This is a genomic window from Streptomyces sp. MMCC 100, assembly GCF_041538145.2.
Lineage (GTDB): Bacteria > Actinomycetota > Actinomycetes > Streptomycetales > Streptomycetaceae > Streptomyces.
The window spans coordinates 5,418,373-5,439,974 of the sequence record NZ_JBGORK020000001.1 but is presented as its reverse complement, the minus strand read 5'-3'; the positions used below and the strand labels follow the sequence as shown (position 1 = coordinate 5,439,974).

Sequence of the window (21,602 nt, the reverse complement as noted above, 5' to 3'; positions counted from 1 at the left end):
CGATGGCCCATGCACAGGAGCCCGTGGGACCCCCTCGATACGTCAGCCGGCACCGCCCGGCATGGCGAAGCCACCGCGCGGAAGCTGTCGGGATCCCGCACGGCGGCCTTCGGGACGGGGCCGGCTCAGCCGTGGTAGGCCGTACGCATGAGCTCCTGCATGTCGTCGAGCATCGGCATGCGAGGGTTGGCCGGCGCGCACTGGTCCTCGTAGGCGTTGAGGGCCTGCTGGGGCAGGGCGTCGAGGAAGGCGCGCTCGTCGACGCCGAGGGCCTGGAACGTCGGCTCTATGCCGACGGCGTCGCGCAGCCGCTCGACGGCCGCGGCGAGGGACTCCACGCTCTCGGCCGGAGTGGCCGCGGGCAGTCCGAGGGTGCGGGCGATGTCCTGGAGGCGTTCGGGGGCACGGTAGTTCTCGTACTTGGGCCAGCCGGTCAACTTCGTCGGGACGGTGCCGTTGTAGCGGATGACGTGCGGCAGCAGGACCGCGTTGGTGCGGCCGTGCGCGATGTGGAAGGTGGCGCCGAGGGTGTGCGACATGGCGTGCACGATGCCGAGGAAGGCGTTACCGAAGGCCATGCCCGCGATGGTGCCGGCGTTGTGCATCTTCTCCCGGGCCTCCGCGGCGTCCGCACGGTTGTTCACGGCCGTTTCGATGTTCCCGAAGATCAGGCGGATGGCGTGCAGGGCGAGGCCGTCGGTGAAGTCGTTGGCGTAGACGGACACGTACGCCTCGATGGCGTGGGTGAGGGCGTCGAAGCCGCTGTCGGCGGCGAGCGCCGGGGGCAACGCGGTCGTGAGGAGGGGGTCGATGATCGCGACGCTCGGGGTGAGGGCGTAGTCGGCGAGCGGGTACTTCTTGCCGGTCGCAGGGTCGGAGATGACGGCGAACGGGGTGACCTCCGCGCCGGTGCCGGAGGTGGTGGGCACGCAGACCAGGCGGGCCAGCCTGCCCAGGGTGGGGAAGCGGAAGGCGCGCTTGCGGATGTCGGAGAACTTCTGCCGCATGTCCGCGAAGTCGATGTCGGGCTGCTCGTACAGCAGCCACATGACCTTGGCGGCGTCCATGGGGGAGCCGCCGCCGAGCGCGATGATCGTGTCGGGGCGGAAGTCCCGCATGAGGTCGGCGCCGTGCTGGACGGAGTCGATGCTGGGTTCGGGCTGGACGTTGTCGATGATCTGGAGGGTGACCGGTTCGCGGCGCCGTTGCAGGACGCGGCTGATCCGGTCGACGAACCCGAGGCGGGTCATGGTGGCGTCGGTGACGATGGTGACGCGGTGGACGTCGGGCATGGATGTCAGGTAGCGGATGGCCTGCGGCTCGAAGTAGATCTTCGGTGGGACCTTGAACCACTGGAGGTTGTTGCGACGGGTGGAGACCCGCTTGACGTTGAGGAGCTGGGCGGCGGAGACGTTGTTGGACACCGAGGTACTGCCCCAGGAGCCGCAACCCAGCGTGAGCGAAGGCAGCAGACCGTTGTAGATGCCGCCGATCGCGCCCTGCGAGGACGGCGAGTTGACGATGATCCGTACGGTCTTCATCCGCATGCCGTACGCCTCCGCCACGGCAGGCTCCTCGGTGTGGATGACGGCGCTGTGGCCCTGGCCGTGGAAGGCGACCATGTCGGCGGCGAGGTCGAACCCGCGGCGCTCGTCCTCGGCGCGCAGTACGGCGAGGACCGGGCAGAGCTTCTCACGGGTCAACGGCTCGCCCGGGCCGACCCGTTCGGCCTCGACCAGGATGACCGAGGTGTCCGCCGGCACCGAGAATCCGGCCTGTTCGGCGATCCAGGCCGGGCTCTGCCCGACGGCGGCCGCGTTGACCTTGGGTTCGCAGCCGGCGCCCGAACCGCCGGTGGTGGGAAACAGGAAGGTCTCCAGCTTCGCCTTCTCCTCCGGGGTGGCCAGATGGGCGTGCAGGGCGCGGAACTCGGTGATCGCCGCGTCGTAGATCTCCGTCCGGCCCGGCTAGGCAGGGACCGTCGGCCCCGGCCCGAATGAGCCGCCGCACGGCAGCGTCCGCCGCTGCGGTCACGGGCTTCCGGTCCGGTGGGACGGGGTTGATGCCGCGCAGTCGTCGATGCGGAAATCCAGGCCGTTCACCACGCCGACCACGCCGTCGAGGCGCCAGACGGCGTGCACGAGCTCCGGCATCTGGCTACGCGCTTCCACCCGGCCGTCGAGGGTGACCACGCCGTCGCGGACGGAGACGCGGACAGCGTCGGACGGCAGGTTCAGCGCGGTGCCGACGATCTCCTCGGTCACCTGGCTGCGGATGTCGTCGTCCGCGCGCAGGAAGACCCGTAGCAGGTCACTACGGGTGGCGATGCCGATGAGGCGGTCGGCCTCGTCGACGACGGGCAGTCGCTCGACGCCGCGGCGCTCCATGAGCCGGGCGGCGTCCGGCACGGTCTGCTCGGGGTGCACGGTGATGGCGGGGCTCGACATCACGTCGCCCGCCGTCACGGAGGGCGACGGAGCGGGGCCGTCCCGGTGCGCCTGGTTGCGTACGAGGTCGCTGCTGGACAGGACGCCGAGCACCTTGTCGTCGGCGTCGACCACCGGGAGTCCGCTGATCCGGTGGTGGTCGAGCAACCGCACGACCTCCTTGAACGGTGTCGTCCGGCGGGCCTGGACGACGTCCCTGGTCATTACCTCGCCGACGATGTGAGCGGTCACGGCGGATCTCCTTGACGAGCGCGGGCGGGGGAGGGCCGGAGCCTGGGTCGGCTCCGGCTCCCCGCCAGGTCGGGCGGGCGCCGTGCGGCGCCTACTTCTGCGGGCCGCCGCGCCACGGGGGCGGCGCGGCCGCCCGGCGGGTGGTGCCGCCGCGGTGGGTGACGCGTTCGGTGGCGGAGCGCAGCCGGTCGTGGAGCCGGTCGGCGAGTTCGCGGGCGCTCGCCTCGCGGGCGTGGACGACGACGAGGTCGTTGCCGATCCGGATGTCGGTGCGGCCGGACCAGGGCAGTTCGACGTGGTGGGCCGATGCCCGCCGTACGCGCACCTCACCGTTCACGGGCGGCAGGCCGGGGCGGTCCAGAGCGGCGGCGACCTTCTCGTGGAGGTAGGCGAGAGATTCCCCGTCCACCTCGCCGTCGGCGCGGACCAGCACGGCGGCGGTGGTCTCACGGGCCCCGATGTCCTTGGCAGTCATGTGCTCCACTCCCTGTGATCGTTTCTGCGTCGCCTCAAGCCTGCTGCGTTGGTCGCTTCCGTCCCAGGGGCGACCGGCCCCCGAAGGGAGGAGCGGTCGGTCCCTGGCCAGAGGGCCGAGCGGCCCCACCGCGCGGTTCACCTGCTGTCGCTCCCCTCGGTCTCCTCCAGCGCCGCCCGCCCCGCCTCCAGTCGTGCCACCGGCACCCGGAACGGCGAGCAGGAGACGTAGTCCAGTCCGGCGGTGTGGAAGAAGTGCACCGAGTCGGGGTCGCCGCCGTGCTCACCGCACACCCCGATCTTGAGGTCCGGGCGGGTGGCGCGGCCCTCGGCGACGGCGATGCCCACCAGCCGGCCGACACCCTCGCGGTCGAGCGTCTCGAAGGGGGACGTGGAGAAGACGCCCTTGTCCAGGTAGGCGGAGAAGAACTCCGCCTCGACGTCGTCGCGGGAGAAGCCCCAGGTCGTCTGCGTCAGGTCATTGGTGCCGAAGGAGAAGAATTCGGCTTCCTCGGCGATCCGGCCCGCCGTCAGGGCGGCCCTGGGCAGCTCGATCATGGTGCCGACCGGGCAGTCGAGGGCGACCCCGGCCGCCCGTGAGACCTCGGCCAGCACCCGCCGCACCTCCTCGCGCACGAGGCGCAGTTCACGGACGTCACCGACGAGCGGGACCATGATCTCCGCCCTGGGCCGGCCACCGGCCAGCAGACGCTCGGCCACGGCCTCACCGATCGCCCGGACCTGCATGGCGACCAGGCCGGGAACGACCAGTCCCAGGCGTACACCGCGCAGCCCGAGCATCGGGTTCTCCTCGTGCATGCGGTTCACGGCGCCCAGCAACTCGACCTCGTGCGCATCGGGCTCCTCGCCACGGGCCTGGGCGGAGCCGATCCGCACCGCCAGTTCGGTGTGGTCGGGCAGGAACTCGTGCAGCGGTGGATCCAGCAGCCGGATGGTGACCGGCAGACCGTCCATGGCCTCCAGGATGCCGACGAAGTCCTGCCGCTGAAGGGGCAGGAGGTCCGCCAGGGCTCGCTCGCGCTCGGCGTCCGTGCCGGCCAGGATCATCTGCTCGACCAGCTCGCGGCGCTCACCGAGGAACATGTGCTCGGTGCGGCACAGACCGACGCCCTGCGCTCCGAACCGGCGGGCCCGTTCGGCGTCCTGCGGGGTGTCGGCGTTGGCCCGCACCTCCAGGCGCCGCACGGTGTCGGCGCGGGCCAGAGCCCGGGCCACCGCGTCGACCACGCCCTGCGCGCCACCGTCGCCCCGGCCGTCCTCCAGATACCGGATGACCGCCGAGTCCACCAACGGCACCGAACCCGCGTACACCGCTCCGGCGGAGCCGTCCACCGAGACGACGGTGCCCTCCTCGACCACGGTGCCGTCAGCGGCGGTGAAGCGCCGGGCCCCGGTGTCCACGGTGAGCTCCTCGGCGCCGCACACGCAGACTTTGCCCATGCCGCGGGCGACGACGGCCGCGTGGCTGGTCTTGCCGCCCCGGCTGGTGAGGACCGCCTGTGCGGCGATCATGCCGGGCAGGTCGTCGGGGGTGGTCTCCTGGCGGACGAGGACGACCTTCTCGCCGGTCGCGGCGCGGCGTACGGCCTGGGCGGAGTCGAAGACCACGGCCCCGACCGCCGCACCGGGAGAGGCGGGGACACCGTGGGCCAGCGCGGCACCGGTCGCGGAGGTGTCGAACCGCGGGAACATCAGCCGGGCCAGGCCCTCGCCGCTCACCCGGGCCAGCGCCTCGTCCGGGGTGATGAGCTCCTCGTCGGCCAGTGCGGCGGCGAGCACGAAGGCGGCCTCGGCGGTGCGCTTGCCGACGCGGGTCTGAAGCATCCACAGGGTGCCGCGTTCGATGGTGAACTCGATGTCGCACAGGTCCCGGTAGTGACGTTCCAGGGTGCGCATGTGCGTGCGCAGCCCGTCGTAGGACGTGGCGTCCAGGCACTTCAGCTCGGCCAGCGGCACGGTGTTGCGGATGCCGGCGACGACGTCCTCGCCCTGCGCGTCGGGCAGGTAGTCGCCGTACAGGCCGGGGCGGCCGGTGGCCGGGTCGCGGGTGAAGGCGACGCCGCTGCCGGAGTCGGAGCCGAGGTTGCCGAAGACCATGCGCTGCACGGTGACGGCGGTACCCAGGTCGTCGGCGATGTGTTCGCGGCGCCGGTACAGGCGTGCGCGTTCGCCGTTCCAGGACTCGAAGACGGCCAGGACCGCCCGGTGCAGCTGCTCGGCGGGGGACTGGGGGAAGGGGGCACCGGTCTCCAGGCGGATCAGGTTCTTGTAGGTCTCGACCAGCTCGGCCAGGTCGGATGCCGTCAGGTGCACGTCGTCCTGGACGCCGCGCAGGTCCTTGAGGAGGGCGAGGGACCGCTCGAACCGGGAGGAGTCGACGCCCATGACCGTGCTGCCGAACATCTGGACGAGGCGGCGGTAGGAGTCCCAGGCGAAACGATCACTGCCGGAGACCTTGGCCAGCCCGAGGACCGAGTCGTCGTTGAGGCCGATGTCGAGGATCGTCTCCATCATGCCGGGCATGGAGAACTTCGCGCCGGAGCGGACGGACAGCAGCAGCGGGTCGTCCGGCTGCCCCAGCGAACGGCCGGCGGAGGCTTCGAGGGCCGACAGGTGTGCGGAGACCTCCTCCCACAGGCCCGCGGGTTCGCTGCCCGTCTCCAGGAAGGCGCGGCACGCCTCGGTGGTGAGGGTGAATCCCGGCGGCACGGGGAGCCCGAGCCGGGTCATCTCCGCCAGGTTCGATCCCTTGCCGCCGAGGAGATCGGCCATGTCACGGCCGCCCTCGGTGAAGTCGTACACGTAACGGACCATGGCGCTGCGCTCCTCAGGCGTTGGGGCGTGATGATTCCAGCGTCGGACGGGGGCGGGCTCGGCGCGAGGTGCCGGCCGTCCCGCGTGAGGGACCGGTCGGCCCGGACTCGTGCCTGGCGTTGCGGAGGGACCACCGGCGCCCTGCCGGGGCTGTACGGCCCGTGGACCACCGGCACGGCCGGGACGAGGCTCGAAGCCATCGGAATTCAACGATCAGGGAGGGGACGCGTCATGCCGCAGGACATCGTGGTGGGGATCGACGGATCGACCGAAGGACTCGCCGCCGCGCACTGGGCGGCCCAGGAGGCTCAGCGGCGGGGAACCGGACTCGGCGTGATCCACGTCTGGCACCGCCACCCCCGCCCCGCGCCGTACGTGCCCATGGACAGCACCGAGCGCGACTGGGCCGAGCAACTCCTGCGCGAGGCCGTACGAAGTGTCCGCGCCGCCCACCCGGGACTACGGATCACCGAACGACTCGTGTGCGACGCGACGGTGGCGGGCCTGCTCAAGGCCACGGCCGACGCCGACCTGCTGGTCCTCGGTTCCCGTGGCCTCGGAGCGCTGGGCGGCTTCCTCACGGGCTCCGTCTCCCAGCGTGTCGTCGGCCGGTCCACCCGCCCGGTCGTACTGGTCCGCGCGGGACGGTCCGCCGCCGATGAGCACCTTCCGGCCACGGACGGCGTCGCCCCGGAGGAGATACCGGAGACGCCCTACCGCCAGGTGGTCCTCGGGCTGCGGACGGACCGCCCTTGCGACGAACTGATCGAGTTCGCCTTCGACGCCGCCCGCCGGCGTGGCACCGGCCTGCGAGTGGTCCGCGCTTTCCGGACCGCTTTCCGGTCCGAACCCGTTCCGTCCCTGCCCCTGGCGTCCGCCGCCCCGGAGGGCCCGCCCCCCGTCCCGCGGCCGCAGGCCCAGGCGCTGGCGGACGAGGAGCGCACCGTGGCGGCGGTGCTGCGGCCCTGGCGGGAGAAGTACCCGACCGTTCCCGTGACCGAGACGGTCAGCGAGGGCCGAGCCGCAGCCGTCCTGGTGCGGGCCGCGCAGGAGGCGGGCCTCCTGGTGGTGGGCCGCCGCGGCATCGATCAGCAGGTCGGTGTCCACACGGGGCCGGTCACGCACGCCGCACTGCACCACGTCGGATGCCCCGTCGCCGTGGTTCCACATGACTGACACCACGGCAGCAGGCCGGGGCCAATGGTCCCGGCCGACCGGGGCCGCACGGGACCGCCCGGTGCCCTGTCCGGCACTCCTCGCCACGCACCCGCACGACGAGCATCGACAGTGACAAGACCGTACGACGAGAGGACCTGTGATGACCGCGACGGTGACAGCCGGCCCCCGGACCACCGACGCCTGGCAGCAGTTCGCCGGGAGCGGGTGGCGTGAGCGCATCGACGTGCGCGACTTCATCCAGGCCAACTACACGCCCTACGAGGGCGACGCCTCCTTCCTGGCCGGCCCCACGCACCGCACCCGCGCGGTCTGGGAGAAGGTCAGCGCACTCTTCCCGGAGGAGCGGCGCAGGGGCGTCCTCGACGTGGACGCCGCCACCCCCTCCACCATCACCTCGCACGCCCCCGGCTTCATCGACCGCGACCTCGAGCTGATCGTCGGCCTGCAGACCGACGCTCCCCTCAAGCGCGCGATCATGCCCAACGGTGGCCTGCGCATGGTGGAGAACGGGCTGAAGGCGTACGGCTACGAGCCCGACCCGTTCGTGACGAAGGTGTTCGACACCTACCGCAAGACCCACAACTCGGGTGTCTTCGACGCCTACACCCCCGCTATGCGCGCCGCCCGCAAGGTCGGCATCATCACCGGCCTGCCGGACGCCTACGGCCGCGGCCGGATCATCGGCGACTACCGTCGCGTCGCCCTCTACGGCACCGACCGGCTCGTCGAGGCCAAGCGCGCCGAGCGCGCCCTGCTGGACACCCGGCCGTCCACCGCAGACGTCGTCCGCGACCGCGAGGAACTGGCCGAGCAGATCAGGGCGCTGGGCGAACTGGCCGAGATGGCCGCGTCCTACGGCTGCGACGTCACCCGGCCGGCGACCACCGCGCAGGAGGCCGTCCAGTGGCTCTACCTCGGCTTCCTCGCCGCGGTGAAGGAGCAGAACGGCGCGGCCATGTCCCTGGGCCGCACCTCCACCTTCCTGGACGTCTACCTCCAGCGCGACCTCGACGACGGGCTCCTCGACGAGAGGCGTGCCCAGGAGCTGATCGACGACTTCGTCATCAAGCTGCGCATCGTGCGCTTCCTGCGCACCCCCGAGTACGACGCCCTGTTCTCCGGCGACCCGACCTGTGTGACGGAGTCCATCGGCGGCATCGGCGCCGACGGCCGCCCGCTGGTCACCCGCACCTCCTTCCGCTTCCTGCAGACCCTCTACAACCTGGGCCCCGCCCCGGAACCGAACCTGACCGTCCTGTGGTCGCCCCGGCTCCCGGCCGGCTTCAAGGAGTTCTGCGCCCAGGTGTCCATCGACACCAGCGCCGTCCAGTACGAGTCCGACGACCTGATGCGCCCGCGCACCGGCGACGACACCGCCATAGCCTGCTGCGTCTCCGCGATGGCGGTGGGCAGGCAGATGCAGTTCTTCGGCGCCCGCGTCAACCTCGCCAAGGCGCTGCTGTACGCCGTCAACGGCGGCCGTGACGAGATGACCGGCGACCAGATCACCCCCGCCATGCCCCCGCTGACCGGCGAATATCTGGACTACGACGACCTGTCGGCCGCCTACGACCGCGTGCTGGACTGGCTGGCCCGGACCTACGTCGACGCGCTCAACGTCATCCACTACATGCACGACAAGTACGCCTACGAGCGCATCGAGATGGCCCTCCACGACCACCCCGTGCACCGCTTCATGGCCTGCGGAATCGCCGGACTCTCGGTCGCCGTCGACAGCCTCTCCGCCGTCAAGCACGCCCGGGTGAAGGTCATCCGCGACGCGACCGGACTCGCCGTGGACTTCCACACCGAGGGCGACTTCCCGGCGTACGGCAACAACGACGACCGCGCCGACGCCCTCGCCGTCGAGCTGGTGGAGTCGTTCATGGCGAAGGTCCGCGAACACCCCACCTACCGCGACGCCGAGCACACCCAGTCCGTGCTCACCATCACCTCCAACGTCGTGTACGGCAAACACACCGGCAACACCCCCGACGGCCGCCGCGCCGGCCGGCCCTTCGCCCCCGGCGCCAACCCGATGAACGGCCGCGACAAGCACGGCGTGGCCGCCTCCGCCCTCTCGGTGGCCAAGCTGCCCTACGAGGCGGCACGCGACGGCATCTCCCTGACCACCACCATCACCCCGGAAGGACTCGGCCACGTCCCCGATGAGCGGGCCGGTCACCTGGTCGGCATCCTCGACGCCTACGTGTCCGCGGGCGGCTTCCACATGAACGTCAACGTGCTGGACCGGGCCGTGCTGGAGGACGCGATGGAGTACCCGGAGAAGTACCCCGAGCTGACGATCAGGGTCTCCGGCTACGCCGTGAACTTCGTCCGCCTGACCCGCGAGCAGCAGCTCGACGTGATCAGCCGCACCTTCCACGGATCGCTGTGAGTACCGTGCCCCCGATCGTGGCACCGGGATCGGTCACCGGCCGGATCCACTCCTGGGACCTGTCCACCGGCGTGGACGGTCGCGGGACCCGGTTCGTCCTCTTCACCAGCGGCTGCCCCCTGCGCTGCCTGTACTGCGCGAACCCGGACACCTGGCACATGCGAGACGGCCGGGAGGCCACCGTCGACGAGGTGATGGCGGAGATCGACAGGTACCGGGGCTTCGTCAGCACGGCCGGCGGGGGCGTGACCCTCACCGGCGGCGAGCCCCTGCTCCAGCCGGCGTTCACCGGAGCGGTCCTGCGCCGCTGCCAGGAGGCCGGCCTGCACACCGCCCTCGACACCTCCGGCTTCCTCGGCGCCCGCGCCACGGACGGGCTCCTGGCCGACACCGACCTGGTGCTGCTGGACATCAAGTCCTTCGACGTCACGACCTACCGGAAGCTGACCGGTGGCGCCCTCGCCCCCACCCTGAACTTCGCCACCCGTCTCGACCGGCTGGGCAAGCGCGTGTGGATCAGGTACGTCCTGGTGCCCGGGTGGACCGACGACGAGGACGCCGTCGACGGACTCGCCGGATTCCTCTCCGGTCTGGGGTGCGTGGAGCGGGTCGACATCCTGCCGTTCCACAAGCTCGGCGCCGCCAAGTACGACGCCCTGGGCATCCCCTTCCCCCTGCGTGACGCCCCCGTTCCCGACAGGGCGCTGGTGGACCGGGTACGGGGCCAGTTCCGTGAGCGCGGCCTCATGGCCCACTGACGCGGGCGAAATGGGGGCCGACCGGCCCTGTTCCTCGGCCATCCTGGGAAGACAGGATTCCGACACAGGCCGAGGCATTGCGAGGAGCATTCGATGGCGCACAGCGAGCAGGGCGACAGCACGGGAAGCCCGATCAGGGTCTTCCTCCTGGACGACCATGAAGTGGTACGGCGTGGGGTGCACGACCTGCTGGACGACGAACCGGACATCACCGTGGTCGGAGAAGCGGCGACGGTGGAACAGGCGCTGGTCCGGGTCCCCGCCCTGCGCCCCGACGTGGCCGTCCTCGACGTGCGCCTGCCCGACGGAGACGGCGTGACCGTCTGCCGCGAGCTGCGCTCGAAGATGCCGGACCTGGCCTGCCTGATGCTGACCTCCTTCGACGACGAAGAGGCGCTGCTGGACTCGATCATGGCGGGCGCCGCCGGATACGTCCTGAAGCAGATCCAGGGCTCGGACCTGGTCTCGGCCGTGCGGACGGTGGCCCGCGGCCAGTCCCTGCTGGACGCCAGCGCCACGACCAAGCTGATGGCACGGCTGCGGGGCGGCGGGCAGCAGCCGGCCGAGGAGCCGGAGATGCTGCCGGGTCTCACCGACCGGGAACGCGAGATCCTGGAACTGATCGGCGAGGGGCTCACCAACCGGCAGATCGGTCAGCGGCTCTACCTGGCCGAGAAGACGGTCAAGAACCACATCTCCCGGCTGCTCGCCAAGCTCGGCGTGGAACGCCGTATCCAGGCCGCCGTCATCGCCACCCAGGCACGGGACCGGATGCGCACCGAAGGCCAGTAGCGGGCCGGCCCGCCGGTCGGCCCCGCACCCGGCCCCCCGTGGGGGCCGAAGGTCCCACGGTCCGCCCCCGCCCGGCCCATGCCCGGACGCACAACCGGGCGGCAGGCTGAGAGCGATCCGGGAACACCGCCGGGCATCGCCGCACCAAGGGGAGGACGGAAGACATGACCGTGCGAGTGGGCATCAACGGCTTCGGCCGCATCGGCCGGAACTACCTGCGCTGCGTCCTGGAACGCACCGGACCCGCGGCAGCGCCGCTGGAGGTGGTGGCGGTCAACGACGTCACCTCCCCGGCGGCGCTGGCGCACCTGCTGACCTACGACTCGACGTACGGGCGGCTGAACCGCCCCGTCGAGCACGACGAGACCTCGCTGACCGTGGACGGGCACCGCATCGCGGTGACCGCCGAGCGCGATCCGGCCGGGCTGGCCTGGGGAGACCTCGGCGTGGACGTGGTGATCGAGTCCACGGGCCGCTTCCGCACCCGCGAGCAGGCCGGCCTGCACCTGGCGGCCGGCGCGCGCAAAGTGCTTCTGTCCGTGCCCGGCAAGGACGTCGACGCCACGATCGTCATGGGCGTCAACGAAGGAACGTACGACCCGGAGCACCATCACGTGATCTCCAACGCCTCGTGCACCACCAACTGCGTGGCCCCCATGGTCAAGGTCCTCGACGACCACTTCGGCGTCGTCAAAGGACTGATGACCACGATCCACGGCTACACCAACGACCAGGTGGTCCTGGACGGCCCTCACAAGGACCTGCGCCGCGGCCGCTCGGCGGCGGTCAACATCATCCCCACCACGACCGGCGCCGCTCGCGCCGTGGGCCTGGTCCTGCCCGAGCTGGCGGGCACGCTGGACGGCAGCGCCGTGCGCGTCCCGGTCGAGGACGGCTCGCTGACCGACCTGACCGTGGTCCTCGAGCGGGCGGTGAGTGCTGATGAGATCAACGCCGCCTACCGGGAGGCCGCCGAGGGACCGCTCAAGGACGTCCTGCGGGTGTCCGACGCCCCGATCGTCTCCCGCGACGTGGTCGGCGACCCCGCCTCCTGCGTCCTGGACGCCCCGCTCACCCAGACCCACGGTGACCTGGTCAAGGTCTTCGGCTGGTACGACAACGAGTGGGGCTACACCAACCGCCTGCTCGACCTCACCTCGTACGTCGCGGCCCGACTGCCCCGGCGCTGACAGTTCCGGCCAGTCGGTCCCGCGGCGGCGCTGATCCCTTATCGTCTCCCTGTTCGAGCCGCTACCGTGGCAGGTGCACGGTAAGGCTGCCGACATGCGGTGAGGCGTTGGAGGAGCAGCGGTGGAGAACGCCGAGGAAGCCCGCGAGGCGCGGGTACGGCTGCCTCAGCTGCGGCTGGACGAGCTGCTGGAGGAGCTGCAGGCCCGTCTGGACGCGGCGCGCGGCACCCGGGACCGGGTCCACAGCCTCCTGGAAGCCGTGCTGTCGGTCGGCCGCGAGCTCGACCTGGAGCAGGCGCTGCGCAGCATCGTCGAGGCCGCGGCGGCCCTGGTCGACGCGGAGTACGCGGCGCTCGGCGTGATCGGCCCGGACGGCAAGCGGCTGTCGGCCTTCCACACGGTGGGCGTCGATGCGCAGCAGATCGCGCGGATCGGCCCCTACCCGGAGGGCCACGGCATCCTGGGGGAGTTGATCCGCCGTCCCGAGCCGCTGCGCCTGGCCAAGCTCTCCGAGCACTCCGCGTCCTACGGCTTCCCGGCTCACCACCCGCCGATGAACACCTTCCTCGGCGTACCGATCCGGGTGCGGGACCACGTCTTCGGCAACCTCTATCTGACGGAGAAGCGCGGCGGGCAGCAGTTCGACGAGGACGACGAGTCGGTGCTGGCGACGCTGGCCGTGGCGGCCGGCGTGGCGATCGACAACGCCCGCCTCTACGAGGAGTCCCGGCTGCGTGAGCGCTGGCTCCAGGTGAACGCCGAGATCACCCACACGCTGATGTCCGGCGCGGACCAGGGCGGGGTGTTGCCTCTGATCGCCGAACGGGCCAGGGAGATCACCGCTTCCGCCCTGAGCGTGGTGGCCATGCCGGTGAGCGGAACCGACACACTCGCGGTGGAACTCGCCATAGGCCACGAGGCCGACGTATGGCTTGGGATCGTGCTGCCCGTGGAGGGCACGCTCATGGGGCAGGCGTTCGTTCAGCGGGTGCCCGTCAGCAGCCCGGACGTCTCACGTGACACCCGGGTTTCGGCCGCTCCGCCACGCTTCGAGGGACTCGGACCGGCCGTCGCCGTACCGATCGGCTCGGGCGACGAGGCCCGCGGTGTCGTGCTTCTGGTCCGGCGCTCGGGTGGCGCGGAATTCTCCGAGAAGGAGACCGAGCCGCTCCAGGTCTTCGCCGCCCAGGCCGCCGTCGCGATGGAGCTGGCGGAACGACGCGCGGACGCCGAACAGATCGCACTGCTGGAGGACCGCGACCGCATCGCACGCGACCTGCACGACCTGGCCATCCAACGGCTCTTCGCCACCGGCATGACCCTGCAGAGCGCCGGTCGCCGCGTCCAGGATTCGATGGCCTCCGAGCGGATCCTGCGGGCGGTGGACGACCTCGACGAGACCATCAAGATCATCAGGTCGACCATCTTCGGCCTGCGCTCCCGCGACGACGACGCTGCGCCCGGCCTGCGCTCCCGCGCGGTGCGCGCGATCGGCGAGGCCGCCCCGCTCCTGGGCTTCGCTCCCAGTGTCCGCATGGAGGGTCTGCTCGACACGCACGTGCCCGGCCGGACCGCCGACCACGTCATGGCCGTCCTCACGGAGTCCCTGACCAACGTCGCCCGGCACGCAGGCGCCGACCGCACCGACGTCGTGCTGGAGACGGACGGCAAGCAGGTCCGCCTGACGGTCACGGACAACGGCGTCGGCATCCCGGACGGAGGCCGCCGCAGTGGTCTGACCAACATGGCCGAGCGAGCGCAGAAGCTCGGTGGGGGCATGGAGCTGGAAAGCCCCGCTGGGAAGGGGACACGGCTGGTGTGGCACGCGCCGCTGGCGCAGTCCCCGGACACGACGGAAAGCGGCAGGCCCGCCCAGTGACGCACGGCGTCGGCGGACGAGCGGCACCTTGATGGCTCCTTGAGGCCCCTGCGATCGAGGCCGGCCGGTCACCGGGACCATCGGCTCACCGTGCGGGCCCCACGGCCCAAGACGGCGCACCGCGACCGCGGTCGGATGGAAGGCGTCAGGACGGACGACCGGGACCGTCCCGCCCGCCGGCCCGGCTCGGGTGGGCGGAGCCCCTGGGACGAGCACGCCGGAAGCTCGCGGGCAAGGCACCCGGCAGGGAGACGCCATGAAGATGACCAGCCGCTGTGGACGCACCCTCAACGTCACACGCCTCGCGCCCCATGATCTCCCGGCGTCCATGGGACGCGTCGTCCTGGACACTCCCCGTGCCCCGCACGACAGCCGGGCCCCGTGGCTGTCGCTGACGGCCGAAGAGGCTCGGCGCCTGGCTGGTCTGCTGCTCTTCCAGGCCGCCGCCGTGGAGCCCGCTCCAGACGGGCCGGCCGGACGCGTCGAGGTGACGCCTGTCGCCGGCGACGCCTTCGAGATGCGGGTACGGGGTCACGTCCTGACCGTCGACCAGCCACGGGCCGAAGGCGGCAGGGACACGGCACCCACACCCGTGGAACTCTTCGTCGCGTCCGTGGCCTCCTGCACCGCGCACTACGCGGGCCGGTATCTGGACCGGCACGGTCTCAGCCGGGACGGCCTGACCGTCCAGGCGGACTTCCGCATGGCCGACGACCGCCCCGCACGGGTCGCCGCCCTGTCGATGACCGTCCACGCCCCGTCCCTGCCCGCGGAGCGGCTGGCCGCGATGCGCGCGGTGGTCTCCCACTGCACGGTGAGCAACACACTGGCCGACGCTCCCGAGGTACAGGTGCACGTCCGGTGCGAGCCGGAGATGTCGCAGGCGAGGGAGCACGGGCCCGTTGAGGCGGGGTGACACGCACCGCAGACGGGTACGGAGCGCCCGCGCCGGCCGACGCCGGAAGAACACCGCCCGGTCGCGTCGTCGACGGGACCGGGCGGCGCGCGTGTTCACACGTCGGCTTCCATCACCTCCTCGACCGGGCGACGCGGCGAGGCCGGTCCTTCGGGTCCGTACCCGAGCCGGATCACCATCTGCGAGTGCACGCGAGGGCCGTCGACCGGGAGACCGTCGAGGACCCGGCGCAGATCGGGCCACTCCATGGCCTGGTGAAGAAGCGACGCGCGCGCTCCGCGCCGGGTGGCCAGCAGAAGTACGCGTTCCAGGGCCTGTCCGGCCCGCAGCCAGTCCGTCCGCCGGTCGTGTGCCGTGGACAGCAGCGCGAGCGTCGGACGCGTCTCGAAGGCGCGGGCAGGCAGCACGTCCGGGTGCCGCTGTGCCCCGAAGTCCCGCATGGGCATGCGCTCCAGCGCGTCCTGCGGACCCAGAGCCGCTGACGGAAGTCCCAGCGACTGGGAGTGCGGGCCACTGACCAGTCGGCGGCTCTCGGCTGCGCGATCGGCGTCCGCCCGGTTGCGCCACTCCGCCTCCCGTGTGGCGCGCAACACCCGGTGAGTGTCGTTGCGTCCCAGGAAACGCAGAGCCGCCCCCTCCAGGTGTGCCGCTTCGGCCAGCTCGGCGAGCAGGTCCGACGGCAGCGGTTGCCCGGAGAAGGGGAAACGACTGCTGTGCCTGCGCCACACCGCCTCGTACAGGCCGGTTGTCGGTGCACCGCGCACCGATTCGGCGAGCCGGACCGTGGCGAGCAGAGCGGGACGGTCCGGGCACGGGAGCAGCCGGGGCACCGGCTCCCAGCCGAAGTGGGCGGCGGCGACGCGCAGATTGAGGACCGCGCAGCCCACGGACAGGTGCACGGCGCGGCCCACCGGATCGGTGTGGCGCAGCGCCCGGTCCGCGGCGGCGTGGATGCGTACCGTGCGGGTGTCGGTATCGAGCCGGAAGCGCCAGGGCTGAGTGTTGTGCAGGGACGGTGCGGCCACGGCCGCCGCGACCAACCGTTCCAGTGCCGGGGCATCGAGGGCTGACGAGCTCATCGGGACTCCTTCCCGCCCACGTCCGAGGCCGGCTGGGCTGGTGGGTGGACCCTTCCCAGCCTTGGTCCCCGCCGGCGCGTGCGTAAAGGGCCGTACGGGCACCGCCCGGCACCGTTCGGCCTTGGCGTCCGGTGGTGGCCGAAGGTCCCTGTGGATTGGGGCTGTTGAGTCCCTGGGGTGTGGACCTTCGGCGTCGGGTGCGCGGTGGTTGGGGGCGGGAGAGTGAGTGGTGTCAGGAACCAGCCGGATCTTCTCTGAAGGGGGCACTGTCATGGCCGTGCACCAGTCCACGCACCGTAGTTCGGGTTTCCACCTGCCGTCGTTCCGCCGGAACCACGCCGGTTCCGTGCCGGGGGCGGCAGGGTCGGCGGAGGTCATGCCCCTTGCCGTGGTGTAAATGATCAGTCGTCTGACGTGGCGGGTAGGAGGATCGTGTCGTCGGGGTAGAGGGCGTCCATGCTTTCGTTGGAGGGGTAGCGGCGGGGCAAGGCGATCCATTCGTCGTGGAGTTCGGCGAGGACCGCGGTCGCGAGGCGGAGGACGGCGGGCGGGTTCGGGAAGACCTGGACGACGTCGGTGCGGCGTTTGATCTCCCGGTTCAGCCGCTCCAGCGGGTTCGTCGACTGGATCTTCTTCCAGTGCTGGTGGGGAAAGTCCGCGAACGCGGTCAGATCTTCCTTGGCCTCCAGCAGCATCTCTCTGACCTTGGGGAACTGTCGGCCGAGCATGTCTGCCACGGTGTCGAGCTGGGTGCGGACGGCGTCCGCGGTGGGCTGGGCGAAGATTGTGCGGATCGTCGCGGCGACCATCTCCGCCGAGCCTTTCGGGATCACGGCGAAGACGTTGCGGACGAAGTGGACCCTGCAGCGCTGCCAGGCGGCGCCGAGCATGACCTTGCGGATCGCTTTGACCAGACCGCTGTGGCTGTCGGAGATGACCAGGCGGACGCCGCTCAGGCCGCGTTCTCGCAGGTGACGTAGGAACTGGGCCCAGAAGGCTTCGGTCTCGCTGTCGCCGACCATGACGCCGACGACTTCGCGGCCGCCGTCCTGGGTGACGCCGGTGGCGATGACGATCGCCTGGGAGACGATGCGGTGGTCGACGCGGGCCTTGACGTAGGTGGCGTCGAGGAACAGGTAGGGGAACCGGATGTGGTCCAGAGGCCGGGTGCGGAAGGCGTCCAGCTGTTCGTCGAGCTCAGCGCAGATTCGGGAGACCTCACTTTTCGATATCCCGGTATCGGAGCCGAGGGCTTTGACCAGGTCGTCGACGGAGCGGGTGGAGACGCCGTGGACGTATGCCTCCATGATGACCGCGTAGAGGGCCTGATCGATCCGCCGGCGGCGTTCGAGGAGGCTGGGGAAGAAGCTTCCGGCCCGTAGTTTCGGGATGGCGAGTTCCAGGTCACCGGCCTGTGTGGTCACTGTCTTCTCGCGGTGTCCGTTGCGCCAGGTGGTGCGGGTGTCGGTGTGTTCGCCCCACTCGGCGCCGATCTTTGTGGTGGCCTCGGCCTCGATCAGTTCCTGGAGCAGCCTTTCGGCGATCTCGCGGACGAGTTCAAGGCCATCGGCCGAACGTAGTGACTCAAGCAGGCGAAGTAGGTCATGCTGGGACAAGGCCATCGTGCACCCCCTGGGGTCGAACTGCCCGTTCACTCCGGACAGTTGCACGGTGGCCTGCCAGTTGAGCAGGGCACAGTCACCGGCAGACGGTGCACCCCAGGGAGCAGAACCCGCGCACTCAACCGCGGAGATCCCCTACACCACACAGCGGGACGCCATCGTCGGCGGAGGCCGGCACGCTCACCGCACGGGCCTATGTCTGGGCCTCGGCGCGGGTGCTGATGGGGTTCGTCTTCCTGTGGGCGTTCCTCGACAAGACGTTCGGGTTCGGCTATGCCACCCCGTCCGGCAGGGGCTGGATCGACGGTGGTTCGCCGACCGAGGGCTTCCTCGGGCATGTCGCGGTCGGGCCGATGGAGTCGACGTTCCACGCGTGGGCCGGGGCGGCGTGGGCGGACTGGCTGTTCATGCTGGGGCTGCTCGGTGTCGGGCTCGCGCTGACGGCGGGAGTGGCGCTGCGGGCGGCGGCGCTCGCGGGGACGGTGATGATGGCGCTGATGTGGGTGGCCGAGTGGCCGCCCGCGAAGCACCTGTCGGACGGGACGGCGAGCATGTCGTCGAACCCGTTCGCCGACTACCACCTGATCTACGCGGTGGTGTTGATCGCCCTGGCCGTGGTGTCGACGGGTGACGCGCTCGGTCTGGGCCGGCTGTGGGCCAGGCTCCCGATCGTCCGCGACCACGCGTGGCTGCGCTGAACACGACTGGCGGGGCGGGCGCACCCAAGGACCCGCCCCGTCGGCCTGCCGGCAGGGACCGTCGGCCCCGTCCAGGGACCACAGGCCCCTGCCCCCCGGGACCGCCCGAAGAGACGCTGAGAACAGAACGAACGACACAGGAGGTGGCCAGCATGGCCCGCACGATCACCGTGGGACTCGACGGCTCGCCCGAGAGCCGGGCAGCCGCAGAGTGGGCGGCCCGCGAAGCCGCGCTGCGCCAGGTGCCGGTACGGCTGCTCCACGTGTGGCAGCCGGTACCGGAGCCCATGGCCCAGGCCCCGTTCCTCGGTGCCGAGACGCACCAGCACTGGACCGAACGGATCCCCCGGGATGCGGCCGAGGGCTTGAGGCTGCGTCACCCCGGGGTCGAGGTGACCACCGAGCAGCGGGCGGGGGCTCCGGCAGACGTCCTGCTCGCCGCCACCCGTGAGGCGGAACTGCTGGTGCTGGGCTCGCGCGCCCTGAGCGGCCTCACGGGCTTCCTGGTCGGGTCCGTCGGCCAGTCCGTGATCGCCCGCGCGGAGGCGCCGGTGATCCTCGTCCGAGCAGGCGAACAGGCCGCCGACGAGCACGTGAAGGACCCCGCCGGCATTCCGTCCGCCGCCACCGGCTTCCGGCCCGTCGTCGTGGGTCTGGACACCGGCTGCCCCGACGAGACCGTCCTCGCCTTCGCCTTCGAGGAGGCGTGGCGCCGTGGGGCCCCACTGACCGCCCTGAGGGCCTGGAACCTGCCGTCCTCCTACAGCTACAGCCTGGCCGCCGGTTTCGATCCGCGCGAGGAACTGGCCCGCGCCCAGGCCGAAGCGCTCACCGAGGCGCTGCTGCCCTGGCGGGAGAAGTACCCGGACGTCGAGGTGACCGAGGCCTGCCGGCTCGGCAGCCCCGCCGAGCACCTCATCGACGCGGCCCGCGACGCCTCCCTCGTCGTGGTCGGCCGCCGCGTCCGCCGCAGCCCGTTCGGCGCGCACATCGGCGCCGTCGCCCACGCGGTCATGCACCACGCCACCACCCCCGTCGCCGTCGTCGCCCACGACTGACGCGACCGACCGAAGGAGCAGGCACCATGAAGGCAGCGGTTGTCCGGGAGTTCGGCAAGCCTCTGGTCATCGAGGACCGCCCCGATCCCGAACCGGGCCCGGGACAGGTCCGCGTGCGCGTCGAGGCGTCCGGTCTGTGCCACACCGACATCCACGCCGCGCACGGAGACTGGCCGGTCAAGCCCACCCCGCCGTTCGTCCCCGGCCACGAGGGCGTCGGCCTCGTCGAGAAGCTGGGCGACGGCGTGACCCACCTCGCCGTCGGACAACGCGTCGCCGTGCCCTGGCTCGGCAAGGCGTGCGGACGGTGCGAGCACTGCCGGTCCGGCTGGGAGACCCTGTGCGAGAGCCAGATCAACACCGGGTACGGCTGCGACGGCGGATACGCCGAGAAGATGCTGGCCTGGGCCGACTTCGCCCAGCCGGTGCCCGAGGGCGTCAGCGCCCTGGACGCCGCCCCGCTGACCTGTGCGGGCGTCACCACCTACAAGGCGCTGAAGGTCGCGGACGTCGGGCCCGCCCAGCTCGTCGCGATCTCGGGCGTGGGCGGACTGGGCCACCTCGCCGTGCAGTACGCGAAGATCGCCGGAGCGCGGGTCGCCGCGATCGACGTCACCGACGACAAGCTGCAGCTCGCCCGGGAACTCGGCGCCGACATCGTCATCGACGCCCGCACCCAGGACGTCGGCACCGAGCTGAAGCGGCACGGCGGTGCGCACGCCGCCCTCGCTCTCGCCGTGAACCCGGCCGCCTTCCAGGCCGTCAACTCCGGTCTGCGGCGCGGTGGGAAGCTCGTCATGGTGGCCCTGCCGGCGCACGGCACCCTCCAGGTCCCGATCTTCGACACCGTCCTCAACGGCACCTCGGTCATCGGCTCCATCGTCGGCACCAGGCAGGACCTCGCCGAGGTATTCCAGTTGCACGCCGAGGGCCGCACGAAGGTCATCCGGGAGACCCGCCCGCTCGCCGCCGTCAACGACTGCATCGACGAGGTTCTCGGCGGTCACGTCAAGGCCCGGATCGTGTTCGATCTCAACGCGGGAGGCTGAGAACGATGTACCTGCCCATGGTCGTCGGCGTCGACGGCTCCGAGTCGAGCCTGCGAGCCGTCGACTGGGCGGCCGACGAGGCGGCCCTGCACGGAGTACCCCTGCGGATCGTCCACGCCTACCGCTGGGACCGCTACGAGGGCGCCTCGCTCGCCCGAGAGCTGGGCAAGCCGTCCGGCCACGTCACCCCCGACGACATCCTCGTCGTCGCCACCCGCCGCGCCCGACGTCACCACCCGGACCTCGCCGTCACCACCGAAGCGATGGCCGAAGAACCGGAGTACGTTCTCCTGCGCGAGGCCCGCAACGCCTCCGCCGTGATCGTGGGCACCCGCGGGCGCGGCGAACTCGCCGACCTCCTGCTCGGCTCGGTCAGCCTGGCCGTGGCCACCGCGGCGGACTGCGCGGTCGTCGTGATCCGCGGGAACCACGACAACCGGGCCGCCGACGGCCGGCGCGGCCGCATCGTCGTCGGTGTGGGCGACGCGCCCACGGCGGCGGTGCGGTTCGCCTACGAGGAGGCCCGGCGGCGCGGGGCCGCCCTGGACGCGGTACGGGCGTGGCGATGCCCCACGCACGACACGGCCGACCACCCCCTGCTCGCGGGCACGCCCGAGCGTCTGCACGAGGAACGGGCGGCCAAAGAGCTGGAGGCCGCGCTCGCCGGTGTCCCAGCGGACGCGCGCCTGCGCCCGCACACGGTCGAGGGACCTGCCCGCCGGGTGCTGCTGACCGCCTCGCACGAGGCGGACCTGCTGGTCGTCGGCCGACGGCGTCCCGGACAGTTCGGGCACCGCCTCGGCCGGGTCGCCCACACGCTCCTGCACCACGCCACCTGCCCGATCGCGGTCGTACCCGACGCGGCGTGACGGTCCCGGGCTGCCGCGCGTGGGACGACCGGCATGGGACCTGAGGCCGACCGGCCCATCGAGTACCCCCGGTCGGTCCCTGGGCGCGGCCGACGTCGTGACAGATGCTCGACAAGTCAAGGGACCCG

The 21,602-nt window shown here is 71.6% G+C and carries 17 protein-coding genes; 11 read left to right on the top strand and 6 right to left on the bottom strand.

Annotated features, from left to right (window positions below; all coding sequences use genetic code 11):
• Positions 1-125: 125 nt before the first annotated feature.
• The 4 genes from ABS735_RS25265 to ppdK all read right to left on the bottom strand — a co-directional run bounded on the left by ABS735_RS25265 (position 126) and on the right by ppdK (position 5,987).
• Positions 126-1,763: an iron-containing alcohol dehydrogenase gene (locus tag ABS735_RS25265; protein ID WP_373900270.1), complete on the bottom strand. Its 1,638-nt coding sequence runs from the start codon at positions 1,761-1,763 to the stop codon at positions 126-128.
• A 267-nt stretch (positions 1,764-2,030) separates the two neighbouring features.
• Complete coding sequence (locus tag ABS735_RS25260) at positions 2,031-2,651, bottom strand: CBS domain-containing protein (protein WP_373900271.1); 621 nt, start codon at positions 2,649-2,651, stop codon at positions 2,031-2,033.
• 118 nt (positions 2,652-2,769) lie between these two features.
• Entirely contained in the window at positions 2,770-3,153 is a 384-nt protein-coding gene (locus tag ABS735_RS25255) for a hypothetical protein (protein ID WP_373900272.1), read from the bottom strand.
• Between the two features lie 137 nt (positions 3,154-3,290).
• Positions 3,291-5,987, bottom strand: a complete 2,697-nt coding sequence (gene ppdK, locus ABS735_RS25250) for a pyruvate, phosphate dikinase (protein ID WP_373900273.1) — start codon at positions 5,985-5,987, stop codon at positions 3,291-3,293.
• A gap of 231 nt (positions 5,988-6,218) precedes the next feature.
• Here ppdK and ABS735_RS25245 point away from each other — a divergent pair, with 231 nt between their 5' ends.
• The 7 genes from ABS735_RS25245 to ABS735_RS25215 all read left to right on the top strand — a co-directional run bounded on the left by ABS735_RS25245 (position 6,219) and on the right by ABS735_RS25215 (position 15,099).
• Positions 6,219-7,163: a universal stress protein gene (locus ABS735_RS25245; protein WP_373900274.1), complete on the top strand. Its 945-nt coding sequence runs from the start codon at positions 6,219-6,221 to the stop codon at positions 7,161-7,163.
• 142 nt (positions 7,164-7,305) lie between these two features.
• Complete coding sequence (gene pflB / locus ABS735_RS25240; RefSeq protein WP_373900275.1) at positions 7,306-9,564, top strand: formate C-acetyltransferase; 2,259 nt, start codon at positions 7,306-7,308, stop codon at positions 9,562-9,564.
• A 17-nt stretch (positions 9,565-9,581) separates the two neighbouring features.
• Positions 9,582-10,322, top strand: a complete 741-nt coding sequence (gene pflA / locus ABS735_RS25235) for a pyruvate formate-lyase-activating protein (RefSeq protein ID WP_373900276.1) — start codon at positions 9,582-9,584, stop codon at positions 10,320-10,322.
• 93 nt (positions 10,323-10,415) lie between these two features.
• Positions 10,416-11,114 (top strand): response regulator, encoded by a 699-nt coding sequence (locus ABS735_RS25230; protein ID WP_373900277.1) that lies wholly within the window; start codon positions 10,416-10,418, stop codon positions 11,112-11,114.
• 164 nt (positions 11,115-11,278) lie between these two features.
• On the top strand, positions 11,279-12,304 hold the full coding sequence (gene gap, locus ABS735_RS25225; RefSeq protein WP_373900278.1) for a type I glyceraldehyde-3-phosphate dehydrogenase: 1,026 nt from the start codon (positions 11,279-11,281) through the stop codon (positions 12,302-12,304).
• Between the two features lie 121 nt (positions 12,305-12,425).
• Positions 12,426-14,183: a sensor histidine kinase gene (locus tag ABS735_RS25220; RefSeq protein WP_373900279.1), complete on the top strand. Its 1,758-nt coding sequence runs from the start codon at positions 12,426-12,428 to the stop codon at positions 14,181-14,183.
• Between the two features lie 256 nt (positions 14,184-14,439).
• Positions 14,440-15,099: an OsmC family protein gene (locus ABS735_RS25215; RefSeq protein WP_373900280.1), complete on the top strand. Its 660-nt coding sequence runs from the start codon at positions 14,440-14,442 to the stop codon at positions 15,097-15,099.
• 95 nt (positions 15,100-15,194) lie between these two features.
• Here the strand turns inward: ABS735_RS25215 and ABS735_RS25210 are convergent, their stop codons facing one another.
• Positions 15,195-16,178, bottom strand: coding sequence for an Acg family FMN-binding oxidoreductase (locus ABS735_RS25210; protein WP_373900281.1), 984 nt, complete (start codon positions 16,176-16,178; stop codon positions 15,195-15,197).
• Between the two features lie 401 nt (positions 16,179-16,579).
• Positions 16,580-17,800, bottom strand: a complete 1,221-nt coding sequence (locus tag ABS735_RS25205; RefSeq protein WP_373900282.1) for an IS256 family transposase — start codon at positions 17,798-17,800, stop codon at positions 16,580-16,582.
• An 89-nt stretch (positions 17,801-17,889) separates the two neighbouring features.
• Between ABS735_RS25205 and ABS735_RS25200 the strand changes: the two genes are divergently transcribed.
• The 4 genes from ABS735_RS25200 (at position 17,890) to ABS735_RS25185 (ending at position 21,474) form a co-directional block, all read left to right on the top strand.
• On the top strand, positions 17,890-18,498 hold the full coding sequence (locus ABS735_RS25200) for a hypothetical protein (RefSeq protein ID WP_373900283.1): 609 nt from the start codon (positions 17,890-17,892) through the stop codon (positions 18,496-18,498).
• Positions 18,499-18,650: 152 nt separating this feature from the next.
• Complete coding sequence (locus tag ABS735_RS25195) at positions 18,651-19,556, top strand: universal stress protein (RefSeq protein ID WP_373900284.1); 906 nt, start codon at positions 18,651-18,653, stop codon at positions 19,554-19,556.
• A 26-nt stretch (positions 19,557-19,582) separates the two neighbouring features.
• Entirely contained in the window at positions 19,583-20,605 is a 1,023-nt protein-coding gene (adhP, locus tag ABS735_RS25190) for an alcohol dehydrogenase AdhP (protein WP_373900285.1), read from the top strand.
• Between the two features lie 5 nt (positions 20,606-20,610).
• Positions 20,611-21,474, top strand: coding sequence for a universal stress protein (locus ABS735_RS25185; RefSeq protein WP_373900286.1), 864 nt, complete (start codon positions 20,611-20,613; stop codon positions 21,472-21,474).
• Positions 21,475-21,602 lie beyond the last annotated feature (128 nt).